This is a genomic window from Paraglaciecola psychrophila 170 (assembly GCF_000347635.1).
Taxonomy (GTDB): domain Bacteria; phylum Pseudomonadota; class Gammaproteobacteria; order Enterobacterales; family Alteromonadaceae; genus Paraglaciecola; species Paraglaciecola psychrophila.
Genome location: NC_020514.1, coordinates 3,823,584 through 3,846,287, shown reverse-complemented (window position 1 = coordinate 3,846,287; position 22,704 = coordinate 3,823,584). Strand labels below are relative to the sequence as shown.

General features: G+C 40.7%; 23 protein-coding genes and 1 pseudogene. 8 read left to right on the top strand and 16 right to left on the bottom strand.

Features of this window, described 5'->3' with window-relative positions; translation table 11 throughout:
• Positions 1 to 206 precede the first annotated feature (206 nt).
• The 14 genes from C427_RS16855 to C427_RS16790 form a co-directional block, all read right to left on the bottom strand.
• On the bottom strand, positions 207 to 857 hold the full coding sequence (locus C427_RS16855; RefSeq protein ID WP_007634489.1) for a LiaF domain-containing protein: 651 nt from the start codon (positions 855 to 857) through the stop codon (positions 207 to 209).
• A 139-nt stretch (positions 858 to 996) separates the two neighbouring features.
• Positions 997 to 2,328 (bottom strand): ATP-binding protein, encoded by a 1,332-nt coding sequence (locus tag C427_RS16850; protein WP_007634491.1) that lies wholly within the window; start codon positions 2,326 to 2,328, stop codon positions 997 to 999.
• Between the two features lie 17 nt (positions 2,329 to 2,345).
• The gene (locus C427_RS16845; RefSeq protein ID WP_007634493.1) at positions 2,346 to 3,020 is read right to left on the bottom strand and encodes a response regulator transcription factor; all 675 of its coding nucleotides are present in this window, start codon (positions 3,018 to 3,020) and stop codon (positions 2,346 to 2,348) included.
• A 69-nt stretch (positions 3,021 to 3,089) separates the two neighbouring features.
• Positions 3,090 to 3,365 (bottom strand): PepSY domain-containing protein, encoded by a 276-nt coding sequence (locus tag C427_RS16840; protein WP_007634498.1) that lies wholly within the window; start codon positions 3,363 to 3,365, stop codon positions 3,090 to 3,092.
• Between the two features lie 117 nt (positions 3,366 to 3,482).
• A complete protein-coding gene (locus tag C427_RS16835; RefSeq protein WP_007634500.1) occupies positions 3,483 to 4,016 on the bottom strand; it encodes a glycine zipper 2TM domain-containing protein in 534 nt (177 codons plus the stop codon).
• Between the two features lie 238 nt (positions 4,017 to 4,254).
• A complete protein-coding gene (locus C427_RS16830; RefSeq protein WP_007634502.1) occupies positions 4,255 to 4,590 on the bottom strand; it encodes a hypothetical protein in 336 nt (111 codons plus the stop codon).
• A 293-nt stretch (positions 4,591 to 4,883) separates the two neighbouring features.
• Positions 4,884 to 5,300 carry an alternative ribosome rescue aminoacyl-tRNA hydrolase ArfB gene (gene arfB, locus C427_RS16825; RefSeq protein WP_015431097.1) on the bottom strand — a complete coding sequence of 139 codons (417 nt, stop codon included), beginning with the start codon at positions 5,298 to 5,300 and terminating at the stop codon, positions 4,884 to 4,886.
• Positions 5,301 to 5,318: 18 nt separating this feature from the next.
• A complete protein-coding gene (locus C427_RS16820) occupies positions 5,319 to 5,618 on the bottom strand; it encodes a YciI family protein (protein WP_007634506.1) in 300 nt (99 codons plus the stop codon).
• A gap of 34 nt (positions 5,619 to 5,652) precedes the next feature.
• Entirely contained in the window at positions 5,653 to 6,471 is an 819-nt protein-coding gene (trpA, locus tag C427_RS16815) for a tryptophan synthase subunit alpha (protein ID WP_007634508.1), read from the bottom strand.
• On the bottom strand, positions 6,464 to 7,651 hold the full coding sequence (trpB, locus tag C427_RS16810) for a tryptophan synthase subunit beta (protein WP_007634509.1): 1,188 nt from the start codon (positions 7,649 to 7,651) through the stop codon (positions 6,464 to 6,466). Before trpB ends, trpA begins: the two co-directional genes overlap by 8 nt.
• Positions 7,652 to 7,854: 203 nt before the next feature.
• Entirely contained in the window at positions 7,855 to 9,240 is a 1,386-nt protein-coding gene (trpCF, locus tag C427_RS16805; protein WP_007634510.1) for a bifunctional indole-3-glycerol-phosphate synthase TrpC/phosphoribosylanthranilate isomerase TrpF, read from the bottom strand.
• Positions 9,241 to 9,257: 17 nt separating this feature from the next.
• On the bottom strand, positions 9,258 to 10,280 hold the full coding sequence (gene trpD, locus C427_RS16800; protein ID WP_007634511.1) for an anthranilate phosphoribosyltransferase: 1,023 nt from the start codon (positions 10,278 to 10,280) through the stop codon (positions 9,258 to 9,260).
• Positions 10,281 to 10,285: 5 nt separating this feature from the next.
• Positions 10,286 to 10,933 (bottom strand): aminodeoxychorismate/anthranilate synthase component II, encoded by a 648-nt coding sequence (locus tag C427_RS16795; RefSeq protein WP_007634512.1) that lies wholly within the window; start codon positions 10,931 to 10,933, stop codon positions 10,286 to 10,288.
• Entirely contained in the window at positions 10,933 to 12,546 is a 1,614-nt protein-coding gene (locus C427_RS16790; RefSeq protein WP_007634513.1) for an anthranilate synthase component 1, read from the bottom strand. Before C427_RS16790 ends, C427_RS16795 begins: the two co-directional genes overlap by 1 nt.
• 338 nt (positions 12,547 to 12,884) lie before the next feature.
• Between C427_RS16790 and C427_RS16785 the strand changes: the two genes are divergently transcribed.
• From C427_RS16785 to C427_RS27700, 7 genes and pseudogenes are all read left to right on the top strand, one after another.
• Positions 12,885 to 13,724 (top strand): PHP domain-containing protein, encoded by an 840-nt coding sequence (locus tag C427_RS16785; protein WP_007634514.1) that lies wholly within the window; start codon positions 12,885 to 12,887, stop codon positions 13,722 to 13,724.
• A gap of 120 nt (positions 13,725 to 13,844) precedes the next feature.
• The gene (locus C427_RS16780) at positions 13,845 to 14,465 is read left to right on the top strand and encodes an L-threonylcarbamoyladenylate synthase (protein ID WP_007634520.1); all 621 of its coding nucleotides are present in this window, start codon (positions 13,845 to 13,847) and stop codon (positions 14,463 to 14,465) included.
• Positions 14,466 to 14,482: 17 nt separating this feature from the next.
• Positions 14,483 to 15,376, top strand: a complete 894-nt coding sequence (locus C427_RS16775) for a segregation and condensation protein A (RefSeq protein WP_007634522.1) — start codon at positions 14,483 to 14,485, stop codon at positions 15,374 to 15,376.
• A complete protein-coding gene (gene scpB, locus C427_RS16770; RefSeq protein ID WP_007634524.1) occupies positions 15,376 to 16,059 on the top strand; it encodes an SMC-Scp complex subunit ScpB in 684 nt (227 codons plus the stop codon). The genes C427_RS16775 and scpB overlap by 1 nt, the downstream gene beginning before the upstream one ends.
• Positions 16,059 to 16,886: a 23S rRNA pseudouridine(2605) synthase RluB gene (rluB, locus tag C427_RS16765; RefSeq protein ID WP_015431095.1), complete on the top strand. Its 828-nt coding sequence runs from the start codon at positions 16,059 to 16,061 to the stop codon at positions 16,884 to 16,886. Before scpB ends, rluB begins: the two co-directional genes overlap by 1 nt.
• 763 nt (positions 16,887 to 17,649) lie before the next feature.
• Entirely contained in the window at positions 17,650 to 19,287 is a 1,638-nt protein-coding gene (locus tag C427_RS16760; RefSeq protein WP_007634527.1) for a methyl-accepting chemotaxis protein, read from the top strand.
• A gap of 128 nt (positions 19,288 to 19,415) precedes the next feature.
• A pseudogene (locus C427_RS27700) lies at positions 19,416 to 20,477 on the top strand (transposase).
• Between the two features lie 266 nt (positions 20,478 to 20,743).
• Here the strand turns inward: C427_RS27700 and C427_RS16750 are convergent.
• Positions 20,744 to 20,974, bottom strand: coding sequence for a hypothetical protein (locus tag C427_RS16750; protein WP_007634533.1), 231 nt, complete (start codon positions 20,972 to 20,974; stop codon positions 20,744 to 20,746).
• Positions 20,975 to 21,157: 183 nt separating this feature from the next.
• The gene (locus C427_RS16745) at positions 21,158 to 21,526 is read right to left on the bottom strand and encodes a hypothetical protein (protein ID WP_007634535.1); all 369 of its coding nucleotides are present in this window, start codon (positions 21,524 to 21,526) and stop codon (positions 21,158 to 21,160) included.
• 225 nt (positions 21,527 to 21,751) lie between these two features.
• On the opposite strand from C427_RS16745, the gene C427_RS16740 reads away from it, so the two are divergent.
• Positions 21,752 to 22,672, top strand: coding sequence for a winged helix-turn-helix domain-containing protein (locus tag C427_RS16740; protein ID WP_322786680.1), 921 nt, complete (start codon positions 21,752 to 21,754; stop codon positions 22,670 to 22,672).
• The last annotated feature ends 32 nt before the right edge of the window (positions 22,673 to 22,704 follow it).

The window sequence follows — 22,704 nt, the reverse complement described above, 5'->3', positions numbered from 1 at the left end:
TAACGTGCGTTGGGATCAAAGATAAAATTATTGACACTTTTGATGCACAGTATCCGTTAAAACTAATAATGTAACAAACGTCATAAAGCTAATTTGTATAGCTTTATGATAAACATTAATCAATGTATTGTTAATTCCCAGTGACTTTGTCGCAACTTATCTTAGTTACCCTAAGACACTCTTAGGCTAAATGTTAAACACGGTTGTTAAACACGGTTGTTAAATATAGTTTTCATCTGATTGGCGAAGGCAATGAATTTTTCTTTAATCGTACGTTTTATTTTGATGTCCAACCCACCAAACATCACTAATCCTTCAATTGTGAGGGTAGGAGCTTGTCTCGAGGCAATCGAGGGTGCTGAATTATCAATGCCACCTAAGATACAAAAAGCTTTTGAAACAATATTGATGTCTTCAGGTACGGAGATATCGGTACCGCCAAATAAACATAATATTTTTATGGTGACGTTGGGGGTGGTAAATATAGCGTCGCTAAAATCAATATCAGCACCTCCGAATAAGGTAATTATTCTTATTTCTCGCGGCACTGTCCACTGACCGCTGCGACATGAACCTCCAAGAATATTGACTATGGTCTCGGTTTCGTCGTTGTCACTGGCTGCATAGTTGACGTTGAATTTTCGCTCTTTTTGCGAATTGAATTCTGAGTCTGTGGTTTTGTCTAGGTCGGCAGCTAAGTTGAATATTTCCTGATGGTTTTGACTTGCCATCGCTTGATCTAATCTACGTTCAAAAGCTTCACTAGAAATCACACCATGACTGTAATTATAAATCAGTGTATCGATAACTTCTTCACGTACGTTTTCAATCGGTCTGTCTTCGAGTATTACGGTCATGTTGCTTCCCTAAAGTGTAGTCATTATTATTTTTATAAATAAAGCAGATACCATGCCAGTTGAAAATATGTTTTATATCAATGGATTAGCACTTTAGCACATGTATAAATATGACGAATTAGATACATTTTAGTGATTTTCACACTTTAATAGGAAATATCAAAGTGAGTTTAGCCCCTCCGAAATCACTCTGTTTGATTTCGAGTTGTCCTTGGTAAGCTGATACTAAGTCTGCCACCACAGCCATACCTATGCCTTGGCCTTCTTTATAACTGTCTAAGCGGGTGCCTCTTTCTAATAACTGTTCGCGCTTGTCTTTGGGTATGCCAGGGCCGTCGTCTTCGATATGGATCAGTAATTCATTTACGTTAGCTAACGCTGTCACTGTGACTTGCTTAATCGCCGCTTTACAAGCGTTGTCTATCACATTACCTAATATTTCCATCAAGTCGGTGATGTCGCCGTTAAATCCTAATTCACGCTGTTGAATAACATGGGTAAGTGTTAAATTTTTGTCTGCATAGACTTTGTGCATAGCATTAAATAATTTATCTACTACTGGTTCGATGGCTACAGCTTGTTCAAATGTACTTGTGGTTCCTGCTACGGCGCGTTTCAACTGTCTCTGTATTTGTAGATTAATTTGACTGATAGGCTCTTTAGCTTGCTCTGGTAAGCCTGCTGTTCCAGCTAACACGGCTAATGGCGTTTTAAGACTATGGGCCAAGTCGCTTAGGCTATTTTTGTAGCGACTACGCTGGAGTTTTTCGGTATCTAATAAATTGTTAATGCTATTTTTGAGCTTTTCCAGTTCGGGTGGATAGCGTTGATCGATACGTTTGAGTTGGCCACTTTCAGCCTGGCGTATTTGTTTATTTAGCCTACTTATGGGCAACAAAGCCGCGTTAAGGCTGAACAATAATAAAATCAACAACAACAGTGCAATTAGCCCTAACCAATTCCATAGGGTATTAGCAAATTTGCTCTTCTCAGTATTAAACACCTGTTTGTCTTGTAGGATATAAAAGCTGACTGGTTGGTAACCTTCAGATGATTCAAATTCAGCGGTATAGGCATATAAAAAATAATTATTTTGCATTGAGAAATCTTCAATAAAGACTTCAGCGCCTATGTCTGGTGCCACAAATTTAGGTTGTTGCTGCCAATTGAGTGTAGAGAGTGACTGCCATAGCACGCCGTCATGAGATTGAATAAAAGCGTACAAACCAGAGCCAGGAATATTGAATTGGTCATTGTATAGCTGCTCAGGCATCTGGGCTTGGCTACCCGTGCTATCTAATTCAAATTCAGAAATTAAAGTTAAACCTTGAACCCTTAACTGCTGCAACATTGATTGACTCAAACTACCGTTGAAAGCTTGCTCTAGGGTTACCGCTGTAAGAGGAATAAAAATAAGCAGAGCAAGTACAGCGGCAGCAAAACTTCTTAACCTAAGGGATAAGTTATGCATTAGCGTTGCTAATTAAGTTAGAGCTCACGGTTGATTCGATATCCTCGGCCACGCAATGTTTCGATAGGATTAATACTGCCATCAGGATCGATTTTTTTGCGTAAGCGTCCGACAAAAACCTCAATTACATTACTGTCTAGGTCGAAGTCTTGATCATAGATATGTTCAGTTAGCTCGGTTTTAGAAATGACTTTTTGAGGATTGAGAATCAGATATTCTAGTACTTTGTATTCATATGCAGTGAGTTCAATGTATTGACCGTTAACGGTTACTTCTTCACTCAGCGTATCGAGGCTAATAGGGCCTATTTCGATTGTGGGGTGTGCTTGACCTGCTGCGCGGCGTATGAGTGCATTAATGCGCGCTAACAATTCTTCGTTGTGAAAGGGTTTGGTCAGATAATCATCTGCGCCAGCATCCAACCCTTCCACTTTTTCTTGCCATCTATCCCGAGCAGTCAGAATTAAAATTGGGCAGCTGACATCATTTTTACGTGCTTTTTGGATCAATTCAAATCCATCAATTACTGGCAGTCCTATATCAATGATAGCTAAGTCATAAGTATGTTCTTGTAGCAAAAACAATGCCTTTGCACCGTCATCTGCCAAGTCCACGCTGTAACCATTTTTTTGCAGTAATATGTCAAGTTGGGTAAGTAAACGGCTATCGTCTTCTACTATTAATATGCGCATTGGGAGTCTTTTTCCTTTATGTTTATCTTTGCTGGAGACGATTCTTCTTGAAACGTAATGAAAACCTATTTAATCCTTTTTCTTCTTTTGACTCACTTTTCCAGATTTTTTGTCAACATCTACAGACACGACTCGTCCAGATTTTTGCAGCACTTTGACGCGATATTTACTTTTATTTTGATCAACTTTCAACACCCTACCACTGACTTTTTGTTGAGCTTTTTTGGCCGCTTCAGATTTGCTTTTTGGCGCGGTTTTAGTATCTTGAGCAGGAACAGATGTGCTGTTTAACGATAACGCGGTTAAACAAACAATGATAAATCTAATGTAAGGATTCTGCTTCAAAGTTCAGCTCTTGTTAGTTGTTGTTTAAGTATTAGTTTACCCCAATCTTCAATTGACTTAAAAGTAATTGCTATTCTTATCCTGATATAAACTAATAGGTTGAACATACATTTTTACCTAGTAATAAATACTAATAGTCTTTTGGAGTTTATTTTGTCTGAAAGTCTGATAAATTTTCCTCTGTAAGCGATAAGTCACGGAACACCCATCTAGTACCCGCATTTTACGGGTTTTTCTGGGTGAAGACACACAGTGTTGTGAATTGGCATGAACGATGTGCGAGTGTTTATTATTCGATAATCCAATGTTATGCACCAATGAACTGCCGATTACAGCGCCCAATATCGTCCCTAAACCTTTGTGTTCGTTGTTGCTAGCTACATAGCCAATAACACCTCCCACAATGCCTGCGACTATGGCTGTACTTTTAGCGTCAGACCGGGCATAAGTTTTGTTCATCAATACTGGTTCGCGGTATGTCTGAGGTTGGCGAACTGTTAAGTATTTATAGATAGGAGTTGACTCGATGACTTTGGCTTTAAATTCGTCTCTATTATGCTGGTAACTATTTTGATAACTTCGCTCATGCTTAGCTTGCACCATTGGAGAAATGGCTAAAAATAGTAGCGCGCTTGTTATTAATAATTTCATGTAACCACTCCTGTTCAAGAGGTTACAAGACTAATCTGTTGGGGCTGAATTTTAGCTGAATTGAGTTTGAACCAACAGGAAAAGCACTAATAGTGCGAGCTGTTAAGCCTCAGTCATTTAGAGACGATACTACCCAGCGCTGATGAAAGGGTCTACGCAATTGACATACAAACTCTGGTTTTGTTTGTGTGTATAAATATGAACACTTAGAGGAATGCCATTTATTTCGTTCCACATACTAGTATGGGCAGATCGCTTTTTGTAGATAGGATTTTTGCACTTCTTTATTCATATCCAATGGCGCTGGAATTTGTATATAGGCGTTGATAGTGCCACCAAGATTTCGAGCACCTCTATAGCGCCATTCACCCAAAACAAATGTCTGGTAAAATGCCGCGTTAACGATTTTTAGGGTGTTGTCTGTAATGACTTTTTGAGGCTTGCTCAAAGTCGTGATTTTACTATTAGTTGTCGCAGCATTACTTTGCATACAGCTACTTAAAATAATCGAAGTAAGCAGGGCACAAAGACTTAGAATAAAGTAGTTTACTATACATTCTTTCATTTTATACATACAACGCTCCTTGATTATCAAGGGTTGTATCGGCTGATATATGAATTACTCAATATGTAAAATTAATCTGTCGTAAAAACAGAACGTATGTTTGAAGGTTTTTCATCATAATAGCCGCATCAACCGATAAAAATATTGCATAAAAGATAGAGAACTTTACACCAACGAGAATTCCAGTTGCCGTGCACAGAGCGCTAACGCTACACAGAGGAAAAAAGGATTAACGATTCAAATAATGCACTATATTTACTTTTTCTATGTGGTGCAAAAAATAATTTAATCGCCATTATCTTTTATATTAAAAATCTACTTTTTTTCGTTAATACCTTGGTTCTGCCAGATTTGACTTTGCTATCGATTCGTTTCTTTTGTGCATTTCTGCTGGGTTTTGTGGGGCGACGGGCTTTTTGCAGTTTCCCTGCTTCTACGAGTACTTCAGCCAACCTTTCTATCGCATCCTGTTTGTTTACTTCTTGGGTACGATGACTCTGGGCTTTGATGATCAAAATACCTTCTTGAGTGATACGTTTATCTTTGCCTGACAACAGTTTTTGCTTGACGTATTCAGGAATAGCCGCAGCTTGAATATCAAACCTTAAATGAATCGCACTAGATACTTTATTCACATTTTGGCCGCCAGCACCTTGGGCGCGCATCGCGCTTAAATCGACGGCGGGCATCAGAGATTCAATATTGGGTATATAACTCATTTAAGGCTCGTAAACTGTTTAAGGTAGTACTTTTTTATAAGGTTTCACGACCACTTTTTGATACACACCTGCAATAGCATAAGGGTCGGTGTCAGCCCATTTTTGAGCTTCTTCTAAACTATTAAATTCAGCGATCACTAATGAACCGGTGAAGCCGGCTTCGCCCGGATCTTCGCTGTCAATGGCAGGGCAGGGGCCAGCGACCAATACTCGACCCTGATCAACTAGTAGCTGAATACGTTCAAGGTGTGCAGCGCGTGTTTGTTTGCGAAGTGGCAAACTATTTTCAACATCATCGCTATAGATTACATACCACATGGTGACATCCTTTTAATTATTAAATTATAAACGACTACTTGTGAGTAGCCGCTTTCATTTGTGTCACAAAAACTTTGAGTTTTTCGAGCATAACATCTGGTTGGCTTAGGTTTTCAGCAATAATATTAACTGTTGCTGAGCCAGAAATAGCGCCTGCCGCACCAGATTGAATGGCATCTGCCACTTGTGCTGGTGTTGATATTCCAAAACCAAGCAATGGTGGAGCCACTTTATATCGTGTGAGTTTGTCTATTAGTTCACTGGCAGGGATAGTCACTGCTGTCTCAGCACCTGTTACGCCAGCTCGACCTAATAAATAGGTATAGCCTTGAGATTTTTTACCGATTTCAGCAAATGTTTCGTCACTGGCATTGGGTGGCGCGATTAAAATTTGTTTAATACCAGTTTGCTCAGAAATAGTAATAAAACGGTCTGCTTCACGAAGTGGTACATCAGCAATCAAAATTGAATCTACACCCGCCTTTGCCGCATCCTGATAAAACTTTTCTATACCACGTTTAAGCACTAGGTTGCTGTAAAGCAACAGCCCGATAGGAATATCGGCATATGTTTCACGGATTTGACGAATAATTTCAAAACAGTCATCGGTTTTGATGTTATTCGACAGCGCACGAATGCTGGCTTTTTGAATCGTAGGTCCGTCGGCAATAGGGTCAGAATAAGGAAAGCCCAATTCTAATCCGTCTGCGCCTCCTTCAACCAATGCTTTGATAATATTCACGGAGGTTTGAATATCTGGATCGCCAACCATAACAAACGGCACAAATGCGCCTTCATTCTTTGCATCAAGCTGTTTAAACATGTTTGCGTAGCGGTCAATAGAATTAATCATGGTTTTGATCTCCTAAGATGCTGCGGACATGCTCTAAATCTTTGTCTCCACGTCCGGATAAATTCACCACTATGATAGTGCCATCTTCTGCCTCATCAGCCATGTTTAAAGCATGAGCGAGAGCATGTGCAGGTTCTAGAGCAGGAATAATGCCTTCTTTTTGAGATAGAAGTTGAAATGCGTTTAGCGCCTCTTCATCCGTTACGGATTCATATTCCGCCCGACCAATATCATATAAATGGGCGTGTTGTGGCCCAACAGCTGGATAATCAAGTCCGGCAGAAACTGAATAAGATTCTTCAATTTGGCCATCGTCATCTTGCATGATATAGCTGTAAGCACCATGAAGAACACCTGTGGTACCTTTACCTATAGCAGCACCATGCTCTTTGGTATGTACCCCTTTACCAGCAGGCTCTACGCCTATTAATCGTACACTAGGCTCATCAATAAAATCAGCGAACATACCTATCGCATTTGAACCGCCCCCTACACAAGCAACCAGTGCATCGGGTAAACGCCCTTCTTTTTCCAATATTTGGGCGCGGGTTTCTTCACCAATCATCCGATGAAATTCACGCACAATAGTTGGGAAAGGATGTGGGCCTGCTGCGGTGCCTAATAAATAATGAGCTTTGTCATAGTTAGCAGACCAGTCGCGCATTGCTTCGTTAACGGCATCTTTTAATGTACCAGAGCCTGAGTTAACCGGAATAACTTTTGCGCCCATTAAACGCATTCTAAATACGTTAGGTGCTTGGCGCTCCATGTCTTTAGCACCCATATAAATACGCGCTTTTAAACCCAATAAAGCACAAGCCAGCGCTGTGGCTACGCCATGCTGCCCTGCACCAGTTTCGGCAATGACCTCAGTTTTACCCATACGTTTGGTTAATAGCGCTTGACCTAATACTTGATTAGTTTTGTGCGCACCGCCGTGCAATAAATCTTCACGCTTTAGGTACAGTTTTACTTTCGGATTACTGACTAGATTTCTAGTCAATGTCATTGCCGTAGGGCGACCTGCGTAATCTTTTAATAAGCCCATAAATTCGGTTTGGAATTCTGGGTCCTTCTGGGCATCAATGAAAACTTGCTCGAGCTGGTCGAGGGCTGGAATAAGTAACTCGGGTACATACATACCACCATAGTCACCAAATTTACTGTCTAAATGATTCATCTATCTCTCACTCTTTAAACGATTTTAGCCTTGTACGACTTAAAATATAATGTGTCACAAAGGCAAATTACTACCACAGTGGGCTACTAGGGTACCGAGAAAAGAAACTTAATTCTTAACCTCTGTGTAAGCGAAGTACTTGCACACGTTGCTCGGCACCGTGAAATCCATGTGGTGAAAACTTGTTATTGTTTTAGATTGTTTTAATACTCTCTAAGCTGGCTAAAAGCCTGATTAATTTTTTGTTGTTGCTTAACACCTGGCGCACTTTCAACACCAGAATTTAAGTCGAGCATGGCGACCTGTAAATTAGCTGCCTGCTTAACATTGTTTGGGGTGATGCCACCAGCAAGAACAATGTTGGACTTGTCGGTTATCTCATCTAACAATTGCCAACTAAAAGTCTGGCCTGTGCCACCTGACTGTTCACCTACTTGGCAATCTAAGAGAAAGTAGTCAACGCCATTTTCATCTAAAGTGGGTATCGTATCTCTCACGCCTTTAGCTAACCAAATTTGGCATTCAACTGGCAGCTTGTTTTTAAGACTGTCGATATAAGTTTGGTTTTCTTGACCGTGCAACTGAACCGCTGCTAACTCCAGTTCTTTTGCATAACTCACCACTTGTTCAATTGGGGCGTTAACAAACACGCCGACATAGCTAAATGGCACGGCATATGTGATTTGTTTGGCTTGCTCTAAAGTCACAAAACGTTTGGATTTTTCGGCAAAAATCAAACCTGCAAAACTAGCAGGGCTGTCCTTGACTAGCTTAGCTCCGCTTAAACTGGTTGTGCCACAAATCTTTACTTTTCCGTATACCAATTGTTTTGCGGCTAATTCAATATCCTTTTCGCCCATTAATGAACTGCCTACTAAAAACGCATCAACCAGCGGCGCTAATCTGCGAACGTCTTGATGGCTATAAATACCCGATTCAGAGATGATCACATGTTCATGTTTAGCATGTTGTTTTACAAGTGGAACCAAGCGCTCAGTCGTAGCTAGGTCTGTACTCAGGTCTCGAAGGTCGCGGTTGTTAATGCCGATGACTTTGGCTTTTAGTGCGCAGGCTCTCAATACTTCTTCTTCGTTACTGACTTCGGTCAATACGTCAAGTTGGTATTGCTCTGCAATATTTGATAACTCTTTATATTGCTCATCGTCAAGTACAGACAACATAAGAAGAACCGCATCGGCATTATGATATCGAGCTAAGTGGACTTGATAAGGCTCAACAAAAAAGTCTTTATTAATAACAGGCTGGGTCACTCGACTGCGAATATATTCTAGGTATTCAAACTTACCTTGAAAGTATTTTTCATCGGTTAACACGGATATACAGGCAGCATATGGGCTATAAGCTTTGATCACTTCGTCTAAGTCGAAGTTTTTACGGATTAACCCTTTAGAAGGAGATGCTTTTTTACACTCTAAAACAAAGCCAGCATTAGGCTGCGCCAATGCGTCATAAAAACTTCTGTCTGAAAGGATTAAGCTATCGATAAAACTTGCTAACGGTAAATCAATTTTACGTTGTGCGATTTCTTGTTTTTTGTCTAGGACGATTTGTTCTAATACATTGGCCATTTTATTAACGTTGCCCTTTATTGATTTTGACTGATGGAAGCCGACAATTTAATCGTGGCTAATGGAAGCTGTTGTTGCATAGCATTAATTGCCATTTCAGCCCCCTGAGCATAAGTTTGTACTTTGCCACATAGTTTTAATAATGCAGCGGTATTCATAGCCACTGCAGCTTGATGGGCTGCCTGGCCTTTACCTATTAATACATTTTCAATCAGGATTTTATTTTCTTCCGGCTCGCCACCTTCAATGGCATCTAACGGATAGTTTTCAAGTCCAAAGTCAGCGGGAGAGACACTGCTTTGTATCAATTCGTTGTCATTTACTTCCACTACTTGGGTATTGCCATGTAAGGCAAACTCATCTAATCCACTGCCATGCACTACCATGGCTTTTTTATAACCTAAAAGTTGCAACGTTTTTGCAAAAGGTATCAATAATTCTGGCGCATAAACACCGATAACTATGTGACTGGGACGAGCTGGATTGACTAACGGGCCCAGTAAATTAAATAAGGTACGGGTTTTTAGAGTGGTGCGCACTGGCATCGCGTGTCGAATACCCGAGTGATAATTTGGCGCGAACAAAAAACACAGGTTTGATTGGTCGAGACATTGACGTGCGGTGTCAGGCGACATGCTTAATTCTAAATCGAATGCTTTGAATAAATCTGCCGAGCCTGATTTACTGGAGACACTACGATTACCGTGTTTAGCGACTTTTATACCGCAGCTTGCTGCAACTATGGCTGATGCAGATGAGATGTTAATCGTATTATGGCCATCTCCACCGGTACCCACAATATCTGCAAATTCATAATCTGGGCGAGGAAATGCTGCTGCGTTAGCTATAAGCGCAGCGGCGGCGCCGGCAATTTCTTCTGGTTGTTCGCCTTTGATTTTTAATGCGGTGAGCAAAGACGATAAAACAATATCATCTACCTGACCGGTTACTACTTGTGAAAATACTTCGGTGACATCCTCAAGCTTTAAGTCTTGGCCTTGATAAAGTTGCTGAAGGATTGTTTGGATAATCTGGTTCATAGTGTCTAAACCTTATCTTGGGTTAAGAATTCAATACTTTGCATAAGCAACTGACTGCCATGAGATGTCAAAATAGATTCAGGATGAAATTGAAATCCCAACATCTTATCTTTCATATGTGCCACTGCCATAGGGATGCCCTCAAAGTTTGCCAATACAGTTAATTGCTCAGGCATATTACTGGCCATTAACGAATGGTAACGGGCTACTGGCAATGGTTGTGGCATGCCGTCAAACATCTTATCAGTACAGTGCTGAATCAGAGAAGATTTACCATGCATCACTTTATCGGCACGGATAATTTTGCCACCATAAGACTCAACAATCGCTTGATGACCTAAACAAATACCCAACACTGGGAATTGGCCTTTGACTAGGTTTAGTAACGTTAGCATTGATCCTGCCTGAGATGGATTACCCGGTCCGGGTGATAACATTAGCATCACTAGTTTAGTCTGACCGTTTTCATCAGTTTGCTGTGCCTTATCATACATTTTTTGTAAAATTACGTCTGCTGAAACACTATTGCGATAAACAATTAACTCAAGACCAAGAGTTCTCAGTTCATCTACTAAGTTGTATGTAAATGAGTCAAAGTTATCCAACAAAAAAACACAAATTTGTTTATTCAATTGAGAGGCTTGTAAGTTCACTATAAGGCTCCCTTTGTTTGAGGAATGGGTGTTTGAGAGCTAGAAATAATAGCGCCTATTACCGCTTGAGCTTTACCACGAGTTTCATCAGCCTCTGATTGCGGGTCAGAGTCAAACACAACCCCTGCACCTGCTTGAATATAAGCCGTATCGTTTTTTACAAATGCTGAACGAATAACAATACACGTATCCATGTCACCTTGGCTGTTGATATAACCGACTGCTCCGCCATAACTGCCACGACGCTGTTTTTCTACCTGGCGAATTAGTGTCGCTGCACTGACTTTAGGTGCACCAACCAAGGTGCCCATATTCATACAAGCTTGGTATGCATTAAGTGCATCTAAATCATCGCGCAATTGCCCAACTACTCGAGACACTAAATGCATCACATGGGAATAGCGGTCAACCTTGAGTAAGTCAGTGACATATCGCGTTCCTGGTTTACATACTTTAGCTACGTCGTTACGAGCTAAATCGACCAACATAATATGCTCGGCCCGCTCTTTTTGATCTTCTTGTAGGTTGAGTTCTAAACGGGAGTCTAAGTCTAAGTCAATGCTACCGTCTGCCCTTTTACCTCTTGGGCGAGTGCCGGCTATGGGATAAATTTCCACTTGATTAGTTTGTTTGGTGTACTTTAAGGCCGACTCAGGCGATGCGCCAAACATACAAAACTCGTCGTCCTGCAGGAAAAACATATAAGGACTGGGGTTTTGCTGTTTTAAGGCGCGGTAAGCATCGTGAGGATGGGGGCAGGGTAAGCTAAATGTACGCGAGGGCACCACTTGAAAAATATCACCTGCTAGAATGTTTTCTTTGAGCCCAATCACATCATCTATGTATTCTTGATCTGATTTATTAACTTCAAGATGGTCATCAGTTATCGCTGTTTTGAGAGAGTCAGTTAATGGTTTAATGGTGCCTAGTTTGTGTTTGACTTGCTCTAAGCGTTGACTCACAGAAAAATAATTATTCGCTACATTCTTACCGCTGAACACACTGCCAATAATTTCACTTTGTTTGGTTTGGTGATCAATTATCACCAATGTTTCTGCTAGATAAAACACAAAATCTGGGCAGCTGTTGGCACTGTCTTCAACGACTGGCAGTGTTTCAAAGCTGGCCAATAAATCATAGGCCAATACACCTCCAAGAAATACGGCATGGGGGTGTTGGCGGATAGCGGTGATTTTATTGGTTATCAGTCGCAATGCATCAAACACCGCTGGGGCTTTCAAGCGACTGTCTTCATCAAGCTCTGTATCTGGTGCTGGAAAGGTCAGAGTCACTAAACCTTGGTCTGGGTCATATTGATGGGTAACGCCAACTGGACAATATTCATCAAACATAGGTAACACAGCATGGCCGTTGTCTGATAATGCACGGCAATAAACCGTTAAACCATGACACTCTAATTTAATTGCTGCATCGACCAATAACAAACTTTTAAGATTATCTTTGCTATCGATTTCTGCTGACTCTAATAACAGGTTATTACTACGACCTTGGCATAAATACTGATAAGCATGCAAAGGATCGGCTACATAATCTGCTGCTACTAATAACGTTTCTACTTTGCCAAACTGCTCTGTTAACTGGGCTAAACTCATTTCTTTGTTTCTCTATTACAATTTATCTTGAAGAGCAGGCGTAAAAAAGCCCGCGTTATACGGGCTTTTTTTGAAATTTATTTGCAAAAACACAAACACTCACAGCCCGTTAGTTCAGGTTGTGCCACCACCAAATGTTGTGTGTTTGAATGTTTTTCATTATTTATTGTACTCGATATTAGTTTAAATTAGTTATTTGGCTGCTATTCATCAGTAGATCAGTATAATAGTATCAAGCAACTTAAAGTTGAGTGCATAGAAGAAAACAAAAACGCTTCTATGTCAACACTCAAATTAATCTTAATCATAAAAAAACAATTAATAAAAGTGTCTACTGAATGAAAATCGATTTGCATAGCCATACACATTACTCTGATGGGCACCTCTCTCCAAAAGAGTTGATTGATCGTGCCCACAACATGCAAGTCGATGTTTTAGCGATCACAGACCATGACACAGTTGATGGTATTCAAGAGGCAATGGATTATCAGTCTGAGCAAAAGCGCTCGATGCAAATCATGCCTGGTGTGGAAATATCTACTGCTTGGCATAATTTCGATATCCATATTCTGGGTTTAAATGTTGATCATAATGATGCTCAATTTTTAGCTCGCTTAGATCAACAAAGTAAAGAACGGGATCGACGCGCTCAACAAATGTCTGACAAGTTAGCTAAAGTCGGTATCGAAAATGTGTTCGAACAAGCAAAAATATTGGCAGGAAAAGGGCAAATTACGCGTGCTCATTTTGCTAGAGTATTGGTTGAACGCCGAGTGGTGAAAGACTTTGACGCAGTATTTAAAAAATATTTGGGTAAAGGTAAAAAAGCCCATGTTAAACCACAGTGGATTGAAATGGCAGAAGCAATTACTTGGATACAGGATGCTGGTGGTAAGGCGGTATTAGCTCATCCCGGACATTATGATATGACCACAAAATGGTTGAAACGTTTGGTTGAAGAATTCGCTAATGCTGGTGGAAACGGCATGGAAGTGATTCATTCTCACCTTACTCCAGAGCGTAAAAAACTGTTAGCGGATATAGCTGCAGAGCATAATTTACAAGCATCCAGTGGTTCCGATTTCCATTATCCTAATCGCTGGACCGAATTAGGCAAAAACCTTTCGCTTCCCGTCCAGCTTGTGCCAATATGGCATGATTGGTCCCTTGTTGGTTAAATGCAGCTCGATCAAATAAATATTGGCAAAGGAAGGCTGGCTATAAGACGATCCAAGCTAGCTAATTATTAAACAACTTAACACGCAATACTGCTGTGATAGTAGAATAGGAATGTACTCATGAGTCAGTTTTTTTATATCCATCCCGAGAACCCTCAAGTTCGCTTGATCAAGCAAGCTTGTGAGCTTATTCACAAAGGTGCTGTGGTGGTGTATCCCACCGATTCAGGCTATTCTATTGGTTGTCATATGGATGACAAAGCGGCCCTTGAACAAATTTGCCGAGTTCGTCAAATTGGCAAAGATCATAACTTTACGCTTATGTGCCGTGACATGTCTGAACTGTCCGAATATGCGAGAGTGGATAACACCGCTTTTAGACTGATCAAAAATAATACTCCCGGTCCTTACACTTTTATCCTCAAAGCGACAAAAGAAGTGCCTAAAAGACTGCAAAGTCCTAAACGCAGAACGATTGGTATCAGAATACCTGACAACAAAATTGCGTTGGCTTTGTTAGAAGAATTAGGCGAGCCGATGATGTCCAGTACACTTATATTACCGGGAGCTTTGGTTGCAGAGTCTAATCCCGATGACATTCGTGATGAATTAGAAAAGCAAGTTGGCTTGATCATTCATGGTGGATTTTTAGGTGAACAACCCACCACTGTTATTGATATGTCTGAGGGTGAAAATATTATTTTGAGAAAGGGCAGTGGCGACACTAGTCCTTTCGTCTAGTTTTCAAGCCATTTTTTATGTCTGCGGATAACTCCTCTTTTTCAGCAACAAAGATAGCGAATGACCCCGTGCAGCAGCCGTTGCCACTGGCGTTTGTTAATGGCGAAGCTTTAATCGAAAAACCTGAAGATTTGTATATTCCCCCTGACGCTCTTGAACTTATTTTAGAGGCTTTTGAAGGCCCACTGGATTTATTGTTATACCTAATTCGAAAACAAAAATTCGATATCGTTAATTTACCTGTGTACCAAGTCACCCAGCAATACATGGAATATGTAGAGTTGATGAAAGATATTAAGCTGGAATTGGCCGCAGAATATTTGTTGATGGCGGCTATTTTAGCCGAGGTGAAATCTAGAATGTTACTGCCTAAAAGGCCTGACGCCGAAGATGATGAAGATGACCCTCGCGCTGAACTAATCCGTCGTTTAAAAGAATATGAATTGATCAAAAATGCGGCTCATGAATTAGACAATATCCCTCGCCAAGAGCGTGATGTATTTCCAGCACATGCACAAACCTCTGACTGGGTAGCACCGATCCGTGTTTTACCTAGCGTTAGTTTGCAAGAAATAGTACTAGGGTTTCAATCGGCCATGCAAAGAGCACAAGCCTTTGAGCACCACCATATTGAAAAAGAGACACTGTCGACTCGTGAGCGTATGAGCATGATTTTACAGAAAATTTCTGCTGAACATTTCACTGGCTTTGACGAGTTGTTTCTAGCCAGCGAGGGCAAAGCAGGCGTGGTGGTAACCTTTTTAGCGATTTTAGAGTTGGCCAAAGAAAGTTTAATTGAGCTGGTGCAAGCTCAACCTTACGCTAATATTCATATACGAGTTGCAACTGGCATTTCATCTGAAATTACACCTGAAATCACACCTGAAGGTTCACAAGGAGTGCAATCCTAATGGCCAAAATTTCTCGAGCTCAACTGAAACAATTAGTTGAAGCCGCTATTTTTGTAGCTGATGAGCCGCTCAGCCAAGAACAAATACAATTAACGGTATTAGACGGATTGGCCGTCAGTAAAACCATGCTCAAAGAGACCTTGGTAGAGTTAAATCTCGAATACCAAGCCAGAGGCATACAACTGGTCGAGGTAGCCTCGGGTTATCGTTTTCAATCTATGGATAGTTTGAGCCCTTGGCTCAGTAAGCTGTGGCAAGAACAAGCACCTCGGTACTCACGGGCAATGCTTGAAATCCTTTCTTTAATTGCCTACAGGCAACCTATTACCCGCGGTGAAATTGAAGATGTGCGTGGTGTGTCTGTCAGTAGTCAAATTATGAAAACCCTGAGCGAAAGAGGCTGGGTAAAAGTCATAGGACATAAAGAGGTGCCTGGTAGACCATCCTTATATGCAACCACTAAAACATTTCTTGATTATTTTTCTCTCAAAAGTTTGAGTGATTTACCCAGCAGTGATGATTTTTTGGTATCTGAAGAAATAAACAACGAACTTAATATCCTATCGAGTGAGTCTGATAACAGACTGACCGAGGATAACTTCCCACATAAATCTGAAGCTAGAGCTAATATTGAAGCTAATATTAAACCTAACGATGCAGATGAACCAGAGCAATTACATTAATGAGCGACAAATTACAAAAAGTACTAGCTAACGCTGGAATAGGTTCGCGCCGCGAAATGGAGAAATGGATAGAGGCCGCACGTATTTCTGTCAATGGCAAAATTGCGACTTTAGGTGACAGGGTTGAACCCTCTGACAAAATACGCGTGGACGGCAATCCACTTAATAAGTCTAATGACACCCCTGCTTGCCGAGTATTAATGTACAACAAACCTGAAGGGGAGCTGTGCAGTCGTAAAGACCCTGAAGGTCGTGCAACCGTATTTGACCGACTACCCGCTATCAAAAATGGCCGCTGGATTGCGGTTGGTCGATTAGATATTAATACCAGTGGCTTGTTGTTGTTTACCAACGATGGCGAGCTGGCTAACCGACTAATGCATCCTAAACACGAAGTTGAGCGAGAGTATTCAGTACGCGTGTTTGGTGAAGTTGAAGATATGATGTTGAAGCGTCTCACCAAAGGTGTGCAACTAGAAGATGGTGAAGCCAAATTCACTGAAATTGTGAAAAAGCCCGGTGACGAAGAAAGTCAAAATACCTGGTATAACGTGACTTTATCTGAAGGCAGAAACCGTGAAGTCCGACGTTTATGGGAATCTCAAGGGTTACAAGTAAGCCGCTTGATGCGAGTACGTTATGGCACACTCGAATTACAAAAACGCCTTCCCCAAGGTGGCTGGGTTGAATTGGGATTACCTGATTTAAATACCCTAAGACAAAGTGTGCAATTGCCTGTTGAGACTGAGACTTTGATTAAGATTGATCCCGGTAAGTTGGATCATGTGAAGATTAGTCGCATGCGGCGCTCGGTTAAAAAAGCATAGAGTGCGTCAGGCTAAAAATAAGCGTGATTAGGGGCGATATTATCGCTGGTAAGACAGGTAACACTTGTTAGGTTAGGTGTTACCTTCTAGTTTTATGCCCTAGCGGGCACCTTCATCTTTGCGGGTTTTGACTCGAGTTCCTTCGACTCAGTCGCATTTTCTACTGCAGCTAAGCAATGTGATCCCTTTAATTTGGTCAATCACACATCCCTAATGATCGGCACTCGGTTACCGCGTAACAATCTGACGTTTCGACAATTTCTCCTGCATTGTTTTACCTTCCGCCGTTCATGGCGGTAGCTTGTCGAGCTGTTCAACTGGACGAAGCCGTGCTTCTAAATAATCCAGTTTCACCCTACGAAATCTCAGAAATAATTGGCGAACATAGATGCGAGGGGTAGTGTAAAAGATAAAACAAAAAAGCGGTTTCGCCGATAACCGCTTTGGTGGCTTTGCCACCTCTTTTTCCGCATTTAAAGTTTCTGCAAAAAGTGACTTATTCCTGGGGCAAATGACAGCGAACGCGGCGCGGGACGATGGCGCGCAGCGTGCTTTTGATTTATACCCATAAACAGATATTTGAACCAATTAGGATGATTTAGCTTTGTTCTGACCCCAATAGTTTATTCTAGCCAGTATGAAAAACAATCCATTAGGGCATTGTTGGTTAAAGGTAATTAGATTGATTATGTCTGTAATAAACATGTCATTTATTTGCTTCATACTGTGCGATTGGCCCCCAAAAGTCTTTAGGAGTTACAGTTTGAAAATAATACGCCATAACATAAGAAACAAGCTGCTGTTATTGCTTTGTTCATCATTGTTGCTGTTGGTTGTCGCATTCTATATTGGGTTTTCTTCGTTGCAAACAGTGATTGAAGATTATAGTTACACCATCAAGCAAGATGTGCACTACATGACAGAAGTTGGTGAGCTTAATGTCTTGTTTAAAACCCAAGTGCAAGAGTGGAAAAACACTCTGATTAGAGGGGGGGATCCTAAGCAATTAACAAAATATTGGGGCAGTTTCAATAAGCATGCTGGGTTGATTCAAGAAAAATATCAATATCTACTTGTCACCATGCCTAAGCAACAACCTGGTTACCAATATATTAGGTTTTTTGCTGATAGTTACCCCCCTATGTTGGCTGCATATCGTAAAGGTTACGAAGCATTTGTTGCTGCACGAATGGATATTGCCTTAGCAGATGCCAGAGTAAAAGGCATTGACCGTGCGCCAACAGAAAACTTGAACCAAGCTGTTATGGCGATGAATAGTCAGATCGACACTAAAAAGGTTGTCATGGATGAGCGTGGTTCGTCAGCTTTTACTATTACGATAATTGTGGTTTTTATGGCAATATTATTAACCATGGCCTTAGTTACTTGGTTTTTAGATACGAGAATCTTAAAACCACTCAATCGGGTTAATAGTGTTTCAAAACAAATAGCTCAAGGTGATTTTACCGGGTCGATAAACAGTAACACTTATGACCAAATAGGCCAGGTCTCCAGCAACTTCAACCTAATACAGGATAGTTTGAGTCAAGCTCTAAGTGGCATCAGGGGAGATGTTAAAACACTAGGGACAACAATAGAAGATTTGATGCTTGCCTTTGGAAATGTAAAACATGGTTTAGTATTACAAATTGACGAAACTAAAAAACTTAGTACCACTATGTATGACATGACACAATCAAATGACTCGGTCAATGCTGCAATTAATCAAGCAAATACCTTTGTTAGTGAATCAAATGAACTTGCAAATAAAGGACAGCTTATGTTCAATGATAATGTCAAAACCAGTCAAGGTATGCTTGAGGCCACTCACTACGCCTCTGGTATCATTGCGGATTTGAAAAAGGACTCCGATAATATTGGCAATGTGGTGAATGTGATCAGTGGTATTGCCGATCAGACCAATTTGTTGGCCTTAAATGCCGCGATTGAGGCTGCTAGAGCTGGTGAAGCTGGACGTGGTTTTGCGGTGGTTGCCGATGAAGTACGTTCACTGGCAACCAAAACTCAACTGTCGACACAGCAAATTTCACAAAATATTGCTAAGTTACAAAATGAAGCAGATAAGGCAGTAACGGCCATGAGCCAAGGTAAAGTACAAGCTGAAATTAGCTTAAATCAGGCGAAAAGGTCACAGGAATTTGTAGATAAATTACATGCTGCGTTTAATCAAATCAGCCGTCTGAATCTGACGATAGAAAAAGAAATGCAGGTGCAAAAGAAGCAGACCGACCAGATTAACCAATTTTTAAACGTGATCGATACACAAAGTGCTAAGTCTCAGAACGAAACACAGGTAATGGAGCAAGCGTCTAATGTATTAGCCAGCATCTATGGCAGCATTGCTTCATCCATCAAGGGTTTTCAGCTCAAACAATCTTAGGATTTACTGATCAAGGGGTCCATCAGCTAGCTAAAGAACAGCTAAAGAGAACCCCCATTTTTAAAAAGTAGCAAAACAGTGTTATGTCCTAATCTTTAAGGTATACAAACAACCAAGGATGGTCTGTCATGCCTCAGTCACGTAAAACTCACGTCAGTTTAATTGATACTCCCTGTTACCATTGCGTTTCTCGCAGTGTTTGCCGTTCGTTTTTATGTGGCAAAGATAAATTTACGGGGCAGAGTTACGAGCATCGCTGTGGTTGGGTGGAAGAGCGATTGTTGTTTCTATTGTCAGTGTTTTCAATTGGCAGCGCGGCTGCAGCATTTGTGCTTATGAGTAATCACACTCATGTAGTGGTTTGTGTGGACAACGATATGGCTGGTCAATGAAAGAAGTAGTAAGACGGTGGCATCAACTTTACCAAGGCACGCTCTTAAGTCAAAAGTATCAAAGAGGTGAAGCACTCAGTAAGAGTGAGATAATGAGTATAGAAGAAACGGTCACAATTTACCGCTAGTGTTTATAAGATATCAGTTGGTTAATGCGCAATCTCAATGAGTACATTGCCCATGAAGCTAACAAGGAAGATGGTTGCACTGGTAGGTTTTATACGCTGCCATCCATGGCGCTTATCCTTTGGGCCAGCTAAAGCTGTTCTAATTTATTCCCGATAAATTTAGTGGAAAGTGCGATTTAAATCTCAAGCCTGCTTTATGGCAAGGAGGGATGAAAGTGCGGTATTAGCTTGCATGGCCTGCGTCGATTTAAATCCTATTCGCGCCAAAATGGAGGTCACACCCGAAACATCAAAACATACCAGTATTCAACACTGTATTCAGGCCCTCATCAAAGGAAAGCAACCCAGAAAACTTCTGCGCTTTGTGGGTAATCCCAGATAAGACATGCCTAAAGGCATCGCTTACAGCTTGATTATTGTGAACTAGTGGATTGCAAAGGCTGATGTATTCGAGACAATAAAGCAGGTTATAAAGGGTAACATCATAGCTTCATTTTAGCGCGCCTCGGCTTCGGCTCAGAGCAATGGTTGACTTATAACTACCGAGTTCGAACAACACCTCAGCACCGCCGTAGGCAGTGAACATATGCTGTAACAATTCAAACAGCACACAGATCATAAATGTATACGAGGGATGGCAAAGGCCAAAGCTTTACTTCAATTCGTCTGAATTAAAACCCCATATATAGTCAAAGTCACTAACACAAAATGTGTTGATGCTTGCTGTCTGCAATTTGAACTGAGCGACACATTTCACAGCATTCATCTTCTTTAATTCCAAATAAGTCGAACTCGTCACTCTAAAACATAAATAGTGTACTGATTCCCAACAATTTGTGCTTGTTGATTACGTTGAGATTGAGTGCTTTGTTACTCTGTTTATCTTGATTACTTTTGTGAGGAATTAATTAAATCACCCTCCTGTTTTTTTAACCACTAAAAAATTCGACGACTTGCAAGTAACACTAAACCACTCATAACAATTACTAGCGTACCTGGTCCTGGCACTGCAGTAGTATCTTTGGTAAATGGGTCAAATCCTACATAGTAGTTATTTACAATCACACCATCGGCTGAATTTGCGGTATATCCATCAGGTAAGACAAAAACAGGTGACCCACCTAACGCAAAGGAATAACCGCCTACTCCAAAATAAACACTCCCCAATATTTCAATGTTTTTATGATCATATCGGCAGTCCACGAAAGGGAAAATGATTGATTTACAGGTAGGTCTAAAAGCCTTGAGTAGTTACCAGATAAGCCACCTCCGTAAATGCGGTCTCCATAAAAATTATTAAAATCCCACGCTCCACCAAAACCAACACCGAATCTAAAATAAGATGATTCATCAGCGATACCTCGAGCCATTCTGGCTAGAATATCTAGCGTGAAATTCTGCCGAGATGGGCAGCTCATCAGGGGCCGTTAAAATTCTGCCATCGTATGCCGTTATGAAAATATTATCGATAGAGTTGTTACTATTAGCGCGAGTTTTACCTCTAAAGCCAACAGAGCCGATACTCGCACTGGTATAGCCTAATCCAGAGATGAGCCGCGAATCATCCGCGTTTGATTTGATAATCGAAGTAACACTAGATGTGATAAAAGCGGGGTCTATTCTATTGTAATCGCCAACTGAGCCACGCAGCTCAGTACTAATTATGCTGGCACAAACGAAATTTGCAGCAACAATAGAGTTTAACAAAATGACTGACATTTACGAGATGACTTATTATATTGTTCATTTAACAATTCCTTTTTGTATTTTGATGCAGTAGGTATTATTAAATTGGTATAGCAGCTAAAAATAAGCAATAGTATTTATATGAATTAACCTGAAGTAACATGAATTGTTAAAAAAGCGTTAATTAACAATGGCTTAATTTATTATGACGTTTGGGGTTTCACCTTATATAAACTGGATGTTTAAAAAGGCGTAGTTATAGCTAAAAAAAGTTACGGATTTCAATTCAGTCATTTTGAACTCAATAGTGCTCGCAAGACTCTGCACATCAATCATTCAAACACTAAAGTCGATATTGGAATTCGGGTATTTAAACTTTTGGAATTACTGTGTGCTGCCAGCCCTGAAGCAATTGGTAAGCAAGAATTAATTGAGACATTATGGCCTGAAAGCGTGGTGAGCGAACATTCGCTGGCGCGTTTAATTTCTTATGTTCGGCATATATTAGGTGACGATGGTGATGCTCAACAGGTCATTAAAACCTATCGTGGTATTGGTTTTTGTGTTCCCGAAGTTAGACCTTTATATAATCAAATCGATAGGTTACATCCCATACGTAATCGTTGGCTGCCATTTATAACTAAAAAGTTTGTTGTATCTTTAATTGGCGTTGTTCTCATAATTGGGTTAATTACCGGTTATCAATATTATCAACAACAGCGTCTATCTAAAGCCATAATACGTATTTCTTTACATCAAGATAATACTTACACCGCTTTTACTGCTCAGGTTAAACGACGAAATGAACTAGTAGAGATGGTAGAGCAACGGTTAGGCATCAAACGCCAACAGCAGTATGAGAAATTCTTTGCTTTATATGCCAAACAATTCACGCAACAAGAGGCGTTTGTTTGTGAGCAAATAAGAGCAATAACAGCTGCGGGTTTACTAAACAACAATCAAGCAATAGTGGATGAAATTACCGCCACACCCGGAATAGTCAATGTCATTCCTCAATCTAAACAATTGCAGCAACATTTAACTTTCTGGCTTAATAAATATAATTCGATATTTATTAAGCGAAGAGACATGTGTTTGCTCTATGTTGGTGTTGAAGATGGTGTGCCTTATCCGAGTGGGGTTGATCAAGAAGTCAAAAAATGGCTTCTTGATCGTTAAAGATAGTTCTGCGGATATTAAAATGTGTCAAT

What these genes read in the sequence shown, in the direction of transcription:
- C427_RS16775 (WP_007634522.1), top strand. Translation starts at nt 14,483, where the DNA reads ATGTCTGCGGATAACTCCTCTTTTTCAGCAACAAAGATAGCGAATGAC.
- trpA (WP_007634508.1), bottom strand. Translation starts at nt 6,471, where the DNA reads ATGATTAATTCTATTGACCGCTACGCAAACATGTTTAAACAGCTTGAT.
- C427_RS16845 (WP_007634493.1), bottom strand. Translation starts at nt 3,020, where the DNA reads ATGCGCATATTAATAGTAGAAGACGATAGCCGTTTACTTACCCAACTT.
- C427_RS16855 (WP_007634489.1), bottom strand. Translation starts at nt 857, where the DNA reads ATGACCGTAATACTCGAAGACAGACCGATTGAAAACGTACGTGAAGAA.
- arfB (WP_015431097.1), bottom strand. Translation starts at nt 5,300, where the DNA reads ATGAGTTATATACCCAATATTGAATCTCTGATGCCCGCCGTCGATTTA.
- C427_RS16745 (WP_007634535.1), bottom strand. Translation starts at nt 21,526, where the DNA reads ATGTCAGTCATTTTGTTAAACTCTATTGTTGCTGCAAATTTCGTTTGT.
- C427_RS16780 (WP_007634520.1), top strand. Translation starts at nt 13,845, where the DNA reads ATGAGTCAGTTTTTTTATATCCATCCCGAGAACCCTCAAGTTCGCTTG.
- trpD (WP_007634511.1), bottom strand. Translation starts at nt 10,280, where the DNA reads ATGAACCAGATTATCCAAACAATCCTTCAGCAACTTTATCAAGGCCAA.
- trpCF (WP_007634510.1), bottom strand. Translation starts at nt 9,240, where the DNA reads ATGGCCAATGTATTAGAACAAATCGTCCTAGACAAAAAACAAGAAATC.
- C427_RS16835 (WP_007634500.1), bottom strand. Translation starts at nt 4,016, where the DNA reads ATGAAATTATTAATAACAAGCGCGCTACTATTTTTAGCCATTTCTCCA.
- C427_RS16785 (WP_007634514.1), top strand. Translation starts at nt 12,885, where the DNA reads ATGAAAATCGATTTGCATAGCCATACACATTACTCTGATGGGCACCTC.
- scpB (WP_007634524.1), top strand. Translation starts at nt 15,376, where the DNA reads ATGGCCAAAATTTCTCGAGCTCAACTGAAACAATTAGTTGAAGCCGCT.
- C427_RS16820 (WP_007634506.1), bottom strand. Translation starts at nt 5,618, where the DNA reads ATGTGGTATGTAATCTATAGCGATGATGTTGAAAATAGTTTGCCACTT.
- C427_RS16830 (WP_007634502.1), bottom strand. Translation starts at nt 4,590, where the DNA reads ATGTATAAAATGAAAGAATGTATAGTAAACTACTTTATTCTAAGTCTT.
- rluB (WP_015431095.1), top strand. Translation starts at nt 16,059, where the DNA reads ATGAGCGACAAATTACAAAAAGTACTAGCTAACGCTGGAATAGGTTCG.
- trpB (WP_007634509.1), bottom strand. Translation starts at nt 7,651, where the DNA reads ATGAATCATTTAGACAGTAAATTTGGTGACTATGGTGGTATGTATGTA.
- C427_RS16850 (WP_007634491.1), bottom strand. Translation starts at nt 2,328, where the DNA reads ATGCATAACTTATCCCTTAGGTTAAGAAGTTTTGCTGCCGCTGTACTT.
- C427_RS16790 (WP_007634513.1), bottom strand. Translation starts at nt 12,546, where the DNA reads ATGAGTTTAGCCCAGTTAACAGAGCAGTTTGGCAAAGTAGAAACGTTA.